This is a genomic window from Streptomyces sp. NPDC017936, from assembly GCF_044328485.1.
In the GTDB taxonomy this organism is placed as follows: Bacteria; Actinomycetota; Actinomycetes; order Streptomycetales; family Streptomycetaceae; genus Streptomyces.
The window spans coordinates 40,733-53,747 of record NZ_JBIRHK010000003.1 but is presented as its reverse complement, the minus strand read 5'-3'; the positions used below and the strand labels follow the sequence as shown (position 1 = coordinate 53,747).

Annotated in this window: 13 protein-coding genes; 3 read left to right on the top strand and 10 right to left on the bottom strand. The window is 74.1% G+C overall.

All coding sequences use genetic code 11. The annotated features are described in order from the left end of the window. Positions 1-14: 14 nt before the first annotated feature. Both ACH4F6_RS06935 and ACH4F6_RS06930 read right to left on the bottom strand, forming a co-directional pair. Entirely contained in the window at positions 15-617 is a 603-nt protein-coding gene (locus ACH4F6_RS06935) for a DUF2267 domain-containing protein (protein WP_397958860.1), read from the bottom strand. Positions 618-854: 237 nt separating this feature from the next. Then, positions 855-1,283 (bottom strand): Hsp20/alpha crystallin family protein, encoded by a 429-nt coding sequence (locus ACH4F6_RS06930; protein WP_397958859.1) that lies wholly within the window; start codon positions 1,281-1,283, stop codon positions 855-857. Positions 1,284-1,442: 159 nt separating this feature from the next. Here ACH4F6_RS06930 and ACH4F6_RS06925 point away from each other — a divergent pair, with 159 nt between their 5' ends. After that, positions 1,443-1,745: a hypothetical protein gene (locus ACH4F6_RS06925; protein ID WP_397958858.1), complete on the top strand. Its 303-nt coding sequence runs from the start codon at positions 1,443-1,445 to the stop codon at positions 1,743-1,745. A gap of 78 nt (positions 1,746-1,823) precedes the next feature. On the opposite strand, the gene ACH4F6_RS06920 is transcribed toward ACH4F6_RS06925, so the two are convergent. After that, a complete protein-coding gene (locus ACH4F6_RS06920; RefSeq protein ID WP_397958857.1) occupies positions 1,824-2,774 on the bottom strand; it encodes a GlxA family transcriptional regulator in 951 nt (316 codons plus the stop codon). Between the two features lie 174 nt (positions 2,775-2,948). Between ACH4F6_RS06920 and ACH4F6_RS06915 the strand changes: the two genes are divergently transcribed. Continuing rightward, a complete protein-coding gene (locus tag ACH4F6_RS06915) occupies positions 2,949-3,398 on the top strand; it encodes a hypothetical protein (protein ID WP_397958856.1) in 450 nt (149 codons plus the stop codon). A 116-nt stretch (positions 3,399-3,514) separates the two neighbouring features. Here ACH4F6_RS06915 and ACH4F6_RS06910 read toward each other — a convergent pair whose 3' ends face one another. The 4 genes from ACH4F6_RS06910 to ACH4F6_RS06895 form a co-directional block, all read right to left on the bottom strand. Next, positions 3,515-4,438, bottom strand: coding sequence for an RNA polymerase sigma-70 factor (locus ACH4F6_RS06910; RefSeq protein WP_397958855.1), 924 nt, complete (start codon positions 4,436-4,438; stop codon positions 3,515-3,517). A gap of 150 nt (positions 4,439-4,588) precedes the next feature. Further along, positions 4,589-5,062 carry a carboxymuconolactone decarboxylase family protein gene (locus ACH4F6_RS06905; RefSeq protein ID WP_397958854.1) on the bottom strand — a complete coding sequence of 158 codons (474 nt, stop codon included), beginning with the start codon at positions 5,060-5,062 and terminating at the stop codon, positions 4,589-4,591. A gap of 271 nt (positions 5,063-5,333) precedes the next feature. Continuing rightward, a complete protein-coding gene (locus ACH4F6_RS06900) occupies positions 5,334-6,851 on the bottom strand; it encodes an MFS transporter (protein WP_397958853.1) in 1,518 nt (505 codons plus the stop codon). A 536-nt stretch (positions 6,852-7,387) separates the two neighbouring features. After that, positions 7,388-8,746 (bottom strand): DUF445 domain-containing protein, encoded by a 1,359-nt coding sequence (locus ACH4F6_RS06895; RefSeq protein WP_397958852.1) that lies wholly within the window; start codon positions 8,744-8,746, stop codon positions 7,388-7,390. Positions 8,747-8,923: 177 nt separating this feature from the next. Between ACH4F6_RS06895 and ACH4F6_RS06890 the strand changes: the two genes are divergently transcribed. After that, on the top strand, positions 8,924-10,279 hold the full coding sequence (locus ACH4F6_RS06890) for an SGNH/GDSL hydrolase family protein (RefSeq protein ID WP_397958851.1): 1,356 nt from the start codon (positions 8,924-8,926) through the stop codon (positions 10,277-10,279). A gap of 31 nt (positions 10,280-10,310) precedes the next feature. On the opposite strand, the gene ACH4F6_RS06885 is transcribed toward ACH4F6_RS06890, so the two are convergent. From ACH4F6_RS06885 to ACH4F6_RS06875, 3 genes are read right to left on the bottom strand one after another with little or no spacing between them, the layout of a single operon-like run. Next, positions 10,311-11,117 (bottom strand): DUF1707 domain-containing protein, encoded by an 807-nt coding sequence (locus tag ACH4F6_RS06885; RefSeq protein WP_397958850.1) that lies wholly within the window; start codon positions 11,115-11,117, stop codon positions 10,311-10,313. 54 nt (positions 11,118-11,171) lie between these two features. Beyond that, the gene (locus ACH4F6_RS06880) at positions 11,172-12,194 is read right to left on the bottom strand and encodes an ATP-binding cassette domain-containing protein (RefSeq protein ID WP_397958849.1); all 1,023 of its coding nucleotides are present in this window, start codon (positions 12,192-12,194) and stop codon (positions 11,172-11,174) included. A gap of 8 nt (positions 12,195-12,202) precedes the next feature. After that, a complete protein-coding gene (locus ACH4F6_RS06875; protein ID WP_397959319.1) occupies positions 12,203-12,967 on the bottom strand; it encodes an ABC transporter permease in 765 nt (254 codons plus the stop codon). Positions 12,968-13,015: the final 48 nt, after the last annotated feature.

Below are 13,015 nucleotides of genomic sequence, written 5' to 3'. Positions count from 1 at the left end.
GGGGGCGGTGGGAGTCAGGGGCGTCGACGTGAGGTGGCCGGGGTCAGTTCCGCGCGGCCGAACAAGAGGGCGTAGCCGGGCGGCAGGTGGGCGATGACGCGGTCGATCAGGTCCTCGCCGGTCAGCCGGGGCAGGACGGCGAGGACCGAGCCGGCGTCCCAGCGGGCCGTGGCGGGGGTGGCGCCCTCGGTGCGGGCGGCGATCTCGTCGACGAACCCGGCCGCCGGCTGCGGGCGGGCGAGGGGGATCCGGGACGCGATCTCCCCGGCCGCCTCCTTCGGGAGCGCGCGGGCCAGGTCCACGCGCTCGTCGCCGGTGACCTGGCCTCCGAGGGCGGACAGGACGACACGGGTGACGCGTTCGGCCTCGGCGGCGGTCGGGTACCGGCCCTCTTCCCGCACCGCTTCGATCAGGTCGGTCCAGCCGTCGTCGTGTCCGGCGTCGCGTACGGCGTCGCGCACGGCCGGGTCGTGCGGGGCGTGCGGGGGACGGTCGTGCTGCGGGCCGGGGATCACCGTCCTCGTCGGCTGCGGAGTCCTCGTCGGCTGCGGGATCGTCGTCTGCGGGGCCGTCGCCGCCCGTGGGGTCGTCGTCTGACGGGTCGTCGTCGCGGTCATCGCAGGGCTTTTCCTCCTCTGGGGGACGGGGGAACGGGGGCCTCCGGGGAACGGGGGCCTCCGGGGAACGGGGGCCTCCGGGGAACGGGGGCCTCCGGGGAACGCGGGGCCTTCCGGGTCGGGGCCTCGCCGACGGACGGGGCCCGCCGGGGTGGGCGGGGGCCGCGCGTCCCACGCTCCTGGGGGGGGGCCGGGGCGCGGGACGCGCGGCGGGAGGGGGAGGGGGACTCCGGTCGGTCAGTCGGTCAGCTGCTTGCGCCCGCTGTCGCCGCCCGAGATCTGGATGCGGCGCGGCTTGGCCTGTTCGGCCACGGGGATGCGCAGGGTCAGGACGCCCGCCTCGTACGAGGCGTCGATGCGCTCCGTGTCGAGGGTGTCGCCGAGGAACAGCTGGCGGGTGAAGGTGCCCGTCAGGCGCTCGGCGACCAGGACCTCCGCGCCCTCGGGGGCGGGGGAACGGCGCTCGGCCCGGACGTTGAGGACGTTGCGCTCGACGTCCAGTTCGATCGTCTCGGGGTCGATGCCGGGGAGGTCGAAGTGGACGAGGAAGTCGTCCCCGGACCGGTAGGCGTCCATCGCCATCGCGGTGGGACGGTCGGTGGTGGCGCCGAAGACCTGCTGCGCGAGGCGGTCGAATTCGCGGAACGGGTCGGTTCGCATGAGCATCACAGTCCACTCCTCTCGAAGACACTGTCGGTGCGATGCCTCACAGGTACTTATATAGCTCGGGGGAGGAAACTTGACAAGCCCTGACTCAGGTTCGGTGAAGTCCCAGGTCCGGGCATAGCCTCGGAAGGACTTCGGGGTGACTTCGAGGAGGCAGGAATGGCCAGGGTTCCCAGTTCGGTGATCGCCGCGGGCGGGCTCGTCGGCGGGTACGGCGTGGCGCGGTGGACGAAGAAGCGGCAGCTCGGCGGGGTCGTGCTGGCCGCCGCGGGGGCCGCCGCCGCGCAGCAGTGGCGACAGCGGGCCGGCGGGAAGGCCGCGGGGGCGCTGAGCGCGGCGTACGTCGCCGCCTTCGCGGGGTCGCACCCGCTGGCCAAGAAGGTGGGCGCCTGGCCGTCGGTGTTCGGGGTCGCCGGGGCCGTCGCGCTGGCCTCGTGGGCGGTGGCCGACCGCCGGGGCTGAGCTCCTGGGACCGAGCTCCTGGGGAGGGGGCCCACCGGGGTCCCACCGGGGTCCCACCGGGGCTCCCTCCGCCCCGCCCTACCCCGTCCGGAACGACCGCCGGTACCCCTGCGGGCTCGTGCCCACCACTCGGCGGAACCGTTCCCGGAAGGCGGTCGGGGAGCCGAAGCCCGTCTGGGCGGCGATCCGTTCCACCGGGTACGCCGTCGTCTCCAGCAGGTACTGCGCGCGCCGCACCCGTGCCCGGTGCAGCCACTGCAGGGGGGTCGTCCCGGCCTGTTCGCGGAAGCGGCGGTTGAGGGTGCGGGTGCTCATGCCCGCCTGGGCGGCGATCTCGTCGAGGGTGAGATCGCGGCCGCAGTGCTCCTCCAGCCAGCGCAGCACGGGTTCGAGGGTGGTGCCGGCGGGGGCCGGCGGCAGGTCGTGCACGATGAACTGGGCCTGCCCGCCCTCCCGTTCGAGCGGCATGACGGACATGCGGGCGGCCTGCGCGGCGACGGCCGAGCCGTGGTCCCCGCGGATCATGTGCAGGCACATGTCCAGGGCCGCGGCGGCCCCGGCCGAGGTGAGGAACTGGCCGTTGTCGACGTACAGCACGTTCGGGTCGACCGTCACCTTCGGATAGCGCTCGGCGAGGTCGCGCGCCGCGATCCAGTGGGTCGTCGCGCGCAGCCCGTCGAGCAGCCCGGTGGCGGCGAAGAGGAAGGCGCCGACGCAGATCGAGGCGATGCGCGTGCCGTTCGCCGCCGCCTCGCGCAGGGCCTCCGTGACGCCGTCGGGCAGCGGGTCGGGCGGTTCCTCGACGCCCGGCAGGACGATCGTGTCCGCCTCCGCGAGGGCCTGAAGCCCGTACGGCGCCCGCACCGTGAACGCGCCCGCGCTCACCTCGCCCGACGGGGACGGGGAGCAGACCCGCACCCGGTACGCCTCGCGGCCGTCGGGCAGCCGCGCCCGGCCGAAGGCGTCGATGGGGGCGGACAGGTCGAAGGGCACGACCCGGTCGAGGGCCAGCACGGCGACGGTGTGCATGGCGAGAGGGTAGGGGTACGACGGCTCACGGCCAAGCCCGCCCACCAGGGCCCCACCAGCGCCTCCCCGGCGTCCCCCGCCCGTGACCTGGCATCCCGCGCCCTGGCGGGAATCCGTCGGTCCGTGGCACTCCCGCCACTTCTCCGTGATCGGCGGCCCGCCTACCGTCGCCCCGTGACCAAGTTCCTCCTCGCCGTCCACGTCCTCGCCGCGATCGTCGCCGTCGGTCCCGTGACCGTCGCGGCCAGCATGTTCCCGCCCGCGGCCCGCCGCGCCCTCGCCGCCCCCGACGACCCGCGCGCGGCAGGGACCGTCGGCCTGCTGCACCGCATCTGCCGGGTGTACGCGGGCGTCGGCATCGCCGTCCCCGTGTTCGGGTTCCTCACGGCGGGCGCGATGGGGGTGATGGGGGACGCCTGGCTGACCGTGTCGATCGTGCTGACCGTCCTGGCCGCGATCGTCCTCGTGGTGCTCGTGCTGCCCCGTCAGGAGACCTTCCTGGAGGGCGCCGGGACGCGCGAGGCGACCGTGCGGCTCGCCATGTTCACCGGGGTGTTCAACCTGCTGTGGGCGGTGGTGACGGTGCTGATGATCGTGCGGCCGGGGTCGACGACGGGGGCGTGAGGACAGCCCCGTTCACCGGGCCGAGTCCGCGCGGCTTCGGCGAGCCGGCGCGTCGGCCGCCCCGTGGCCGCCGGCACGGGCCGCCCGTCAGCGGGGCGGCCCGTGCCGGTCCGAGGTCACTTCGTCCGTCGGCGGGCCTGCTTCACCTCGCGGTCGACGGCCCAGGCGTCGGCGACCGGCCCGAGGTGGCCGAGCTTGTCGGGATTGACCACCGAGCGAATGGTCCGGATCCGCCCGTCGAGCACCTCGAGGGCCAGGACGGTGAGCACGTTGCCGTCCCGGTCGTGGAAGACCGCACCGGGCTGCCCGTTGATCTCGTGCGGCTCGACCGTCACGTCGACCCGGGCCATCAGGGGGAAAACGGAGGCGAGCAGCCGGGCCACGTTCTCGGCGCCGCTGACGGCCTTGGCGAACTGCGGGGCCTTGCCGCCGCCGTCCCCGACCAACTGGACGTCGGCGGCCAGCAGGTTCCGCAGCCCGCCCACGTCACCGTCCTTCAGCGCGTCGAGGAACCGCGTCGCCAGCTCCTGCCGCTCCTGACGGTCCGCTGCGAACCGTGGCCGCCCGGCCCGCATGTGCCGCCGTGCCCGTACCAGCAGCTGCCGGCACGCCGCCTGCGACCGTCCCACCGCCGCGGCGACCTCGTCGAACCCGAAGCCGAACACCTCCCGCAGGACGAACACCGACCGCTCCAGTGGGCTGAGCCGCTCCAGCAGCAACAGCGCCGCCATCGACACCGAGTCGGCCAGCTCCGCCGAACGCGCCGGATCCTGGTACGGATCGCTGAGCAGCGGTTCGGGGAACCAGGGGCCCACGTACTCCTCCCGCCTCACCCGCGCGGAGCGCAGCACGTCGATCGAGATCCGCGTCACCGTGGCCGACAGGAACGCCTTGGCCGACGCGACCCGGGCCGCCGAGCCGTCGAAGCGCAGCCACGTCTCCTGCACCGCGTCCTCGGCGTCACCCACGCTGCCCAGGATCCGGTAGGCGATCGAGAACAGCAGCGGCCGCAGCTCCTCGAACTCCTCGGCCTTGTCCATGAGGGTCCCTTCCCCGTGCACTTTCCACCCGCCGCGCCCGCCGGCGCGGACGTCCTCCGTGATCATCCGGATCACCGGTGGGTCACGCCGACGCCTCCGGGCCCGGGCCCGGAGTCCGCGCCGGGCCCCGAGCCCGGTCGCCGGCGCCGTTCAGTGGAACTGTCCGGGCTCGTAGCCGCCGGCCGGCTGCTGGGTGATGATGTTCAGCCGGTTCACCGCGTTCATGAAGGAGACCATGATCACCAGGGCGGTGAGCTGTTCCTCGTCGTAGTGCTCGGCGGCGCGCGCCCACACCTCGTCGCTGACGCCCCTGGCCGCGTCCGCGACCCGGGTCCCTTCCTCCGCCAGCTCCAGCGCGGCACGCTCGGCCTCGGTGAAGACCGTGGCCTCCCGCCACGCCACGACCAGGTTCAGCCGCACCGAGCTCTCGCCGGCCGCCGCGGCGTCCTTGGTGTGCATGTCGATGCAGGCGGCGCAGCCGTTGATCTGGCTCACGCGCAGCGCCACCAGCTCCTGCGTCGCGGCCGGCAGCGGCGAGTCCTTGAGCGTCCTGCCCGCCGACATGAAGTACTTCAGGGCCTTGCCGGCGGTCGGGCTGGCGAAGTAGTCCAGTCGCGCGTCCATGGCGTGCTCCTTTGCGGTCGTCCGTGGCTACACCCCTGGGACGAGGCAGCCCGACGTCCTGTGACACGGACGGATGTGACCTGCGTCTCCCCGCCGTCGACGCCCGTCATCGGCGGGTGAGGCCCCTACGGCAGGCCGGGGCGCCCCCGAAGAGTGGGGGCGCCCCGGTGGGTGGGCGAGCGGTGGACGTCCGCGCCTGGCAGCCGCGGTCGTCCTGACGTGGTGCGCCGGTCGCGCCACGCCGCTGACGGCTGCGGCGACGGCGCCCCGGTCACGCCGTGGCGCGGCCCTCGGCTTCCCGTCCGCCGCCGGCCGTCACCTTCGACCGCTCCGTCGTCGCCGCCGTCAGCGGCGTGGCGATGTCCTCCAGCGAGCGCCGCTCCGCACGGACCGCGAGGAACGCCGCCACCAGGCCCGCCGCGCACATCAGCGCGGCGCCGATCTGGAAGGCGAGGACCGTGTCGCCGACCTTGCCCGTGCCGGTGAGGTCGGCGAACAGCAGGGGGCCGCTGATGCCGCCGGCGGCGGTGCCGAGGGCGTAGAAGAAGGCGATGGACATCGCGCGGGTCTCCATCGGGAAGATCTCGGAGACCGTGAGGTAGGCGCTGGAGGCGCCCGCCGACGCGAAGAACAGCACCGCGCACCAGCAGGCGGTCAGGGTGGCCGCGCTCAGCGAACCGCGGTCGAACAGCCAGGCCGTGCCGAACAGCAGCAGGCCGGAGAGCAGGTACGTCGAGGAGATCATCACCCGGCGGCCGACCGTGTCGAACAGCTTGCCCAGCAACAGCGGGCCGAAGAAGTTGCCGAGGGCGATGACGGCGAAGTAGTAGCCGGTGTTGCCGCTCGGCACGTCGAAGAACTGGGTGAGGATCGCGCCGAAGCCGAAGGTGATGGCGTTGTAGAGGAACGCCTGGCCGATGAAGAGCGAGAAGCCGAGGACGGCGCGCTTGCGGTAGTCGGCGAAGACCGTGCGGCCGATCTCCAGGAACGTGACGTTGCGGCGCTGGTGGATGGTGATCTCGCCCTCCGCGGGCGGCAGCGGCTCGCCCTTCTCCGCCTCCACCTCCCGCTCGATCGACGAGACGATCCGTTCCGCCTCCTCGTCCCGGCCGTGGATCATCAGCCAGCGCGGGCTCTCGGGGACGTGCCGCCGCACGAGGAGGATCACCAGGGCGAGGACGGCGCCCAGGGCGAACGTCAGCCGCCAGCCGACGTCGGCCGCGAAGATGTCCGTGTCCAGCGCGAGGATCGACAGCAGCGAACCGCCGACCGCGCCCAGCCAGAAGCTGCCGTTGATGATCAGGTCGACGCGGCCGCGGTACTGCGCCGGGATCAGCTCGTCGATCGCGGAGTTGATCGCCGCGTACTCGCCGCCGATGCCGAAGCCGGTGAGGAAGCGGAAGAGCAGGAACCACCAGGTGTCGAAGGAGAACGCGGTGAGGGCGGTGGCCGCGAGGTACACCGCGAGGGTGATCATGAAGAGCTTCTTGCGGCCCCAGATGTCCGTCAGCCGGCCCCAGAAGAGGGCGCCGACGCAGGCGCCCGCCACGTACAGCGCGGCCGCGATGCCGGTGACCTGGCCGGAGGAGATCGGCAGGCCGCTGCCGGGCTCCGAGAGGCGGCTCGCGATGTTGCCGACGACCGTGACCTCGAGGCCGTCGAGGATCCACACGGTGCCGAGACCGATCACGATCGTCCAGTGCCAGCGGGACCACGGGAGACGGTCCAGCCGGGCCGGTATGTCGGTGGTGACGGTTCTGCCGGTCGCACCCTGCGCGGCGGTTGTCATGGGCTCCCTCCTCCGTGAGCGGAACGTCTTCGCGGGTGCCCGGGCGCTGCCGCTTTACGCCGTCGACCGGTTGACGTGCCCTTCGTCGAGGGGTGCCCGGTGCTCGTGCGGGCCTTGCGCCCGGTGCTCGTGCGGGCCTTGCGCCCGGTGCTCGTGCGGGCCTTGCCGGGGGCTGCCGACCCCGGGCCCCCGCTTCGGCCCTGGACGGGCCTCGTCCTCACACGCCGGACGGGCTGGTTCTTCCGGACCGGCGCTTCCGAGGCGGCCGGACGGGCTGGATTTCCCGGGCCGGTGCCACCGGAGCCACCGGACGGGCCGGATTCCCCCGACCGGCGTCCCCGAAGCGACCGCACCGGCCGGATTCCCCCAGCCGACGCCCCGAAGCGACCGGACCGGCCGGATTCCCCCGACCGGCGTCCCCGAAGCGACCGCACCGGCCGGATTCCCCCAGCCGACGCCCCGAAGCGACCGGACCGGCCGGGTTCCCCCGGTGGGGTGACCCGCGCCGGGGCCCCGCGGTCCGCCCGCGCCGGCCGCTACGCCCCCAGCGCCCGCGCCACCGTGTAGATCAGCAGGCCCGCCAGGGAACCGACCACCGTGCCGTTGATGCGGATGAACTGCAGGTCACGGCCGATGTGAGCCTCGATCTTGCGGGTGGTGTGCTCGGCGTCCCAGCCGGCCACCGTGTCGGTGATGAGGGAGGTGATCTCCGTGCGGTACGTCGTGACGACGTGGACCGCCGCCCCCTCGACCCAGCTGTCGACCTTCTCCTGGACCTTCTGCTCGGTGGCCATGCGGCTGCCCAGGGAGAGCAGGGCGGCCCGCACCCGCAGCCGCAGCTCGCTGCGCTCGTCCTCCGCCGCCGCGACGATCATGGAGCGGACGGCGGTCCACACGGAGGCGATGAGGTCCTGGACCTCGCCCCGGCCCAGCACCTCGCCCTTGAGCCGCTCGACCCGCGCGCGCGTGTCGGAGTCGGACTGGAGGTCGGAGGCGAAGTCGGTGAGGAAGCGGTCGAGGGCGGCGCGGGCCGGGTGGGACGGCATGTCCCGCATCTCCGCGCAGAACCGCAGCAGCTCCTTGTAGACGCGCTCGCCCACCTTGCGGTCGACGAACCTCGGCGTCCAGCCGGGCGCGCCGCCCTGCACCGCGCCCATCACGGAGTCGGCGTGCAGCACCAGCCAGTCGTGCGCCCGGGTCACCACCAGGTCGACGGCCCTGCGGTGGCCGCCGTCCGCGACGATCCTCTCCAGCATCTTGCCCATGCCGGGCGCGACCTCCTGCGCCCCGGCCCGCCGGTTGATGGCCTCGCCGACCACCGCCTGGACGTCGGAGTCGCGCAGGACCGTCAGCGCGCCCCGCAGGGCCGTCGCCAGCTCCGCCGTCACCCGGTCGGCGTTCGCCGGCTCCGCCAGCCAGGCGCCCAGCCGGCTGCCGATGCCGACCGCGCGCAGCCGCTGCCGCACGACGTCCCTGGAGAGGAAGTTCTCCCCGACGAACTCGCCCAGGGAGACGCCCAGCTGGTCCTTCTTCGTGGGGATGATCGCGGTGTGCGGGATGGGCAGGCCCAGCGGGTGCCGGAAGAGGGCGGTGACGGCGAACCAGTCGGCCAGCGCGCCGACCATGCCGGCCTCCGCGGCCGCCGCCACGTACCCGGCCCAGGCGCCGGCACCCCGGTGGGAGGCCCACTCGGCGAGGGCGTACACCACGGCCACGAACAGCAGCAGCCCGGTCGCGGTGAGCTTCATGCGCCGCACGCCCTGCCGGCGCTCCTCGTCGGCGGCGCTGAAGACGGTCATGGCGCGGGCCGCCGGCCCCGCGCCGCCGGCCGCTCCGCCCGAGGCCCTGCCGGCAGGACCCTCGGTGGCGGTTTCTTCCGTTTCCGTGCGATCCATCCACTCCACCCGTTCCGGATCCCCCGCGTCCCCGACGCAAACATTGTCCCTGCCTGACCGACTCCCGGAACGGAACAGGAGTTCCCGGCGTCTGTCAGACGGGGGAGTTCAACGGTGACCTCCCGGCCTGATCGACGGAGCCCCGCCGCTCCCTCGCCGGAGGAGAATCACACCCGCATGACCGAGCGTCACGACGGGAGCCCGGGGGTGCCACCCACCCGGCACCGCGCCCTGCTGGCCGCGATCCTCGCCCTGGTCGTGAGCCTGTCCGCGGCCATCTACACCGTGGCCGACGCCGCGAACGACGGCGACGACCCCCGCGCCGCGCCCCGCCCGGCCCGCTTCCCCGCCGCCCCCGTCTCGACGGGCGTCTGGGTGGGCACCTGGGCCGCCGCCCCCGTCGGCGGCGAGCCGGACACCGGGACGGGCGGCCTGGCCGGGCGCACGGTGCGCAACGTCGTCCACACCAGCGTCGGCGGGACCGGCGCCCGCATCACCCTGTCCAACCTGTACGGCACCCGGCCGCTGACCGTCACCGCAGCCACCCTCGCCGTCGCCGCCGGCGACGGCCCGGCCGCGGTCCCCGGCACCCTGCGCCGGCTCACCTTCGGCGGCGCGGGAACGCTCGTCGTCCCGCCGGGCGGGCAGGCCGTCAGCGACGCCGTCGCCCTCGCCGTGCCGGCGGACTCCGACGTCCTGGTCAGCACCTACACGCCCGAGTCCGCCGGCCCGGTCACCCACCACCGCCACGCCCGCCGGACGAGCTACGTCGCCGACGGCGAACACACCGAGGACCCGACCGGGACCGCCTACACCGGGCGGAGCACCTCCTGGCGCCACCTCACCGCGCTGGACGTCCTCAGCGACGAGGCCGACGGCACCGTCGTGGCCTTCGGCGACTCCCTCACCGACGGCGTCACCTCCACCCCGGACGCCGACCGCCGCTGGCCCGACGTGCTCTCCGACCGGCTGCGCGCCGTCGTCGCCGCCGGCGGCGACGCGCCCCGCCTCGGCGTCGTCAACGCGGGCATCAGCGGCAACCAGGTCCTCGCCGCCGGGCCGGGCGAGCCCGCGGAGAACCCCAGCGGGCTCGACCGCTTCGCGCGGGACGTCCTCGGCCGGCCGAACGTCCGGGTCGTCGTCGTCGACCTGGGCGTCAACGACATCCTGCGCAACCGCGACCTCGCCGACCCCGACGCCGTCATCGACGGCCTGCGCACCCTGGTCCGCCGCGCCCACGCCCACGGCGTCAAGGTCGTCGGCGCCACCCTCATGCCCTTCCGCGGCCACCGCGGCTACACCGACGCCCGGGAGGACGTACGCCGCCGGATCAACGCGGAGATCCGCTCCGGCACGGTCTTCGACGACGTCGCCGACGTCGACGAGGCCCTGCGGGACCCGTACGACCCGAGGCGGCTGCGCTCCGACTACGACTCGGGGGACCACCTGCACCCCAGCGACAAGGGGTACCGCAGGATGGCGGAGACCATCGCGCCGGAGCAGTTGACGGGGTCGGCGCCGGCCCGGCTGTGAGGGAGCCCGCCGCCGGCGCGGCGGCGCCGGTTCAGTGCTCCAGGTGCCCCCGCCGCTCCTCCCGCCGCCCGTGCGGGCCGGCGTGCGGGTCGCCGCCGTGCAGTTCCCGTCGTTCCCGCCGCTCCTCCTCGCGGGCCCGCCGCAGCTCCCGCCGTTCCCGCCGTTCCTCCTCGCGGGCCTCGCGCCGCTCCAGCTTCGCCCGCCGCCGCTCCTCACGGGTCGGCTTGCGCTCGACGCCGACCCCGCCCCAGAAGGCGAACCCGGTCACCACCACCCGCGGAGCGCCCGGGTCGCCGGCGCCGCCCGCCTCCCCGGCGTCGAAGCCGCCCATGACGCCGATGCCCCGCACGTCGACCCCGACGCCCGGCGGCACGATGATGTTCACCCCGCCCATGACCGCCCAGCAGTTGATCACGACCTCGCCGGCGGCGAAGTTCGCCTCGCGCAGGTCCAGCTCCCCGCCGCCCAGGAGGGCGAGGCACGTGAAGCGGCGGGGCAGGGTCCAGCTCCCCCTGCGCTGGAAGCCGGACAGCACGGCCACGGCCCACGTGGACGACCCCTCGCCGCCCACGATCCGCGCGGCCCGACTCCCGTCCGCCGCGGCCTCCTTGCGCAGGGAGATCACCGGCGGCACCACGCCGCCGGCCGGCAGGTCCCGGGTGATCGGCGTCAGCTCACCGTAGGTCCGCGCCCGGTAGGTCGCCTCCAGCCGCTCCTCGAACTCCGCCATGTCGAGCCGGCCCTCGGCGAGGGCGTCCCGCAGGACGTCGGCGACCCGCTCCCGGTCGGCGTCGGAGGCACGGAGATCGGGGACTGCCGGGACTGCGTCGTCGGTCATGCACAGCAGCCTACGAGTTCCTCCCGCGCGAAGGCCACGGAAGGGCCCGGCCGTTCAGGAAGCCGCCGAACCGGCCTCCTCCGCCCGGCCCGTCCCCCGCTCCGCCTCGCGGTCCGTCTCCCGCCCGGCGTACATCTCGGCGATCACCGCCTCGATGTCCGGCTCCCGCACCGACAGGTCCACCAGCGGGTACTCCGCCGCGATCCGCGCCACCAGCGGCGCCGCCGACTCCGACGCCGGGAACGCCAGCCACTGCCGCGGCCCCTCCACCTGGACCACCCGGGCGGCCGGTCCGGCCTCGATCGGCGGCACCTCCCGCTCCAGGTCGACGACGAGCGTCCGTTCGCTCCCGCCCGCCTCGTGCAGACCGGCCAGCGGACCGTCGTACATCATCCGCCCGTGGTCGATGACCATCACGCGGGAGCACAACTGCTCGATGTCCTGCAGGTCGTGGGTGGTCAGCAGGACCGTCGTGCCGCGCTCCGCGTTCAGCTCGCGCAGGAACTCCCGCACCCGCGCCTTGGAGACGACGTCCAGGCCGATCGTCGGCTCGTCGAGGTAGAGCACCTCCGGGTCGTGCAGCAGGGCCGCCGCGATGTCACCGCGCATCCGCTGCCCCAGCGACAACTGCCGCACCGGCACGTCCAGCAGGCCCGACAGGTCCAGGAGGGCGACCAGACGGTCCAGGTTCCCGCGGTAACGGGCGGCGGGGATGCGGTACATGCGGTGCATCAGCCGGTAGGAGTCGATCAGCGGGAGGTCCCACCACAGCGTCGTCCGCTGCCCGAACACCACCCCTATCCGGTGCGCCAGCCGCGTCCGCTCCCGCGCCGGGTCGATGCCCGCCACCCGCAGCCGGCCGCCGCTCGGGGTGAGGATCCCCGTCAGCATCTTGATCGTCGTCGACTTCCCGGCGCCGTTCGGCCCGATGTAGCCCACCATCTCGCCGCGCGCCACGGTGAAGGAGAGCGAGTCGACGGCCCGGACCCGCCGCGCCTCCCGCTTCAGGAAGCCGGTCCTCCTGCGCACGTCGAAGACCTTCTCGACGCGGTCCACCTCGATGAACGCCGAATCCATGACCACCCTCAGCTTCCCGTGCTCCGATACGACCGCAGCCCCGCCCGCCACGCCAGCCCGGCCAGCGCGCAGCACGCCACCGCCACCAGCGGCGGCGCGAACGCCGTCCACTGCGGCAGACCCAGCGGATACGGCCGCCCCAACACGTAGGCCGCGGGCACCCAGTTGACGAACGCCAGCGGGAAGACGAAGGTCACCCCGCGCACCAGCTCCCTGCCGAACACGGTCGGCGGGTACTGCAGCAGCGTCTGGCCGCCGAACGTGAACGCGTTCTGCACCTCCGCCGCGTCCTGCGTCACGAACTGGAAGGCCGCCCCCGCCACGAACACCGCGCAGAAGATCACCCCGCCGCAGACCAGCATCACCGGCACCAGCAGCACCCTCACCGGCGTCCAGTCCACGTCCAGCGCCACCAGCGCGTACCCCAGCACCAGCGCCCCCTGCACGATCCGGCCGACCCGGCGCAGCGCGAACCGGTCCGCGGCGACCTGGGCCAGCACCGGCGCGGGACGCACCAGCAGGGTGTCGAGCGTGCCGTCACGCACGCGCGTGCCCAGCCGGCCCGCCGAACCGATCGCGAGGTCCGCGAACCCGAACGACGTCGCCGACAGCCCGTACAGGAAGGCGACCTCCGGCAGCGCGTACCCGCCCAGCGCGTCGATCTGCGAGAACATCAGCAAGATCGCGACAAAGTCCAGCCCCGTCACCAGCAGGCCGCCCAGCACCGTCATCGCGAAGGACACCCGGTAGGCCAGCGTGGACCGGATCCACATCGCCGAGATCAGCCCGTAGGCGCGCACCCCCTCCAGCAGACGACCGCG

Bases quoted from the DNA above. Each gene is read 5' to 3' on its own strand.
- ACH4F6_RS06890 (WP_397958851.1), top strand. From the start codon at position 8,924: ATGACCGAGCGTCACGACGGGAGCCCGGGGGTGCCACCCACCCGGCAC.
- ACH4F6_RS06905 (WP_397958854.1), bottom strand. From the start codon at position 5,062: ATGGACGCGCGACTGGACTACTTCGCCAGCCCGACCGCCGGCAAGGCC.
- ACH4F6_RS06900 (WP_397958853.1), bottom strand. From the start codon at position 6,851: ATGACAACCGCCGCGCAGGGTGCGACCGGCAGAACCGTCACCACCGAC.
- ACH4F6_RS06910 (WP_397958855.1), bottom strand. From the start codon at position 4,438: ATGGACAAGGCCGAGGAGTTCGAGGAGCTGCGGCCGCTGCTGTTCTCG.
- ACH4F6_RS06875 (WP_397959319.1), bottom strand. From the start codon at position 12,967: ATGTGGATCCGGTCCACGCTGGCCTACCGGGTGTCCTTCGCGATGACG.
- ACH4F6_RS06895 (WP_397958852.1), bottom strand. From the start codon at position 8,746: ATGGATCGCACGGAAACGGAAGAAACCGCCACCGAGGGTCCTGCCGGC.
- ACH4F6_RS06885 (WP_397958850.1), bottom strand. From the start codon at position 11,117: ATGACCGACGACGCAGTCCCGGCAGTCCCCGATCTCCGTGCCTCCGAC.
- ACH4F6_RS06920 (WP_397958857.1), bottom strand. From the start codon at position 2,774: ATGCACACCGTCGCCGTGCTGGCCCTCGACCGGGTCGTGCCCTTCGAC.
- ACH4F6_RS06935 (WP_397958860.1), bottom strand. From the start codon at position 617: ATGACCGCGACGACGACCCGTCAGACGACGACCCCACGGGCGGCGACG.
- ACH4F6_RS06930 (WP_397958859.1), bottom strand. From the start codon at position 1,283: ATGCTCATGCGAACCGACCCGTTCCGCGAATTCGACCGCCTCGCGCAG.
- ACH4F6_RS06880 (WP_397958849.1), bottom strand. From the start codon at position 12,194: ATGGATTCGGCGTTCATCGAGGTGGACCGCGTCGAGAAGGTCTTCGAC.
- ACH4F6_RS06925 (WP_397958858.1), top strand. From the start codon at position 1,443: ATGGCCAGGGTTCCCAGTTCGGTGATCGCCGCGGGCGGGCTCGTCGGC.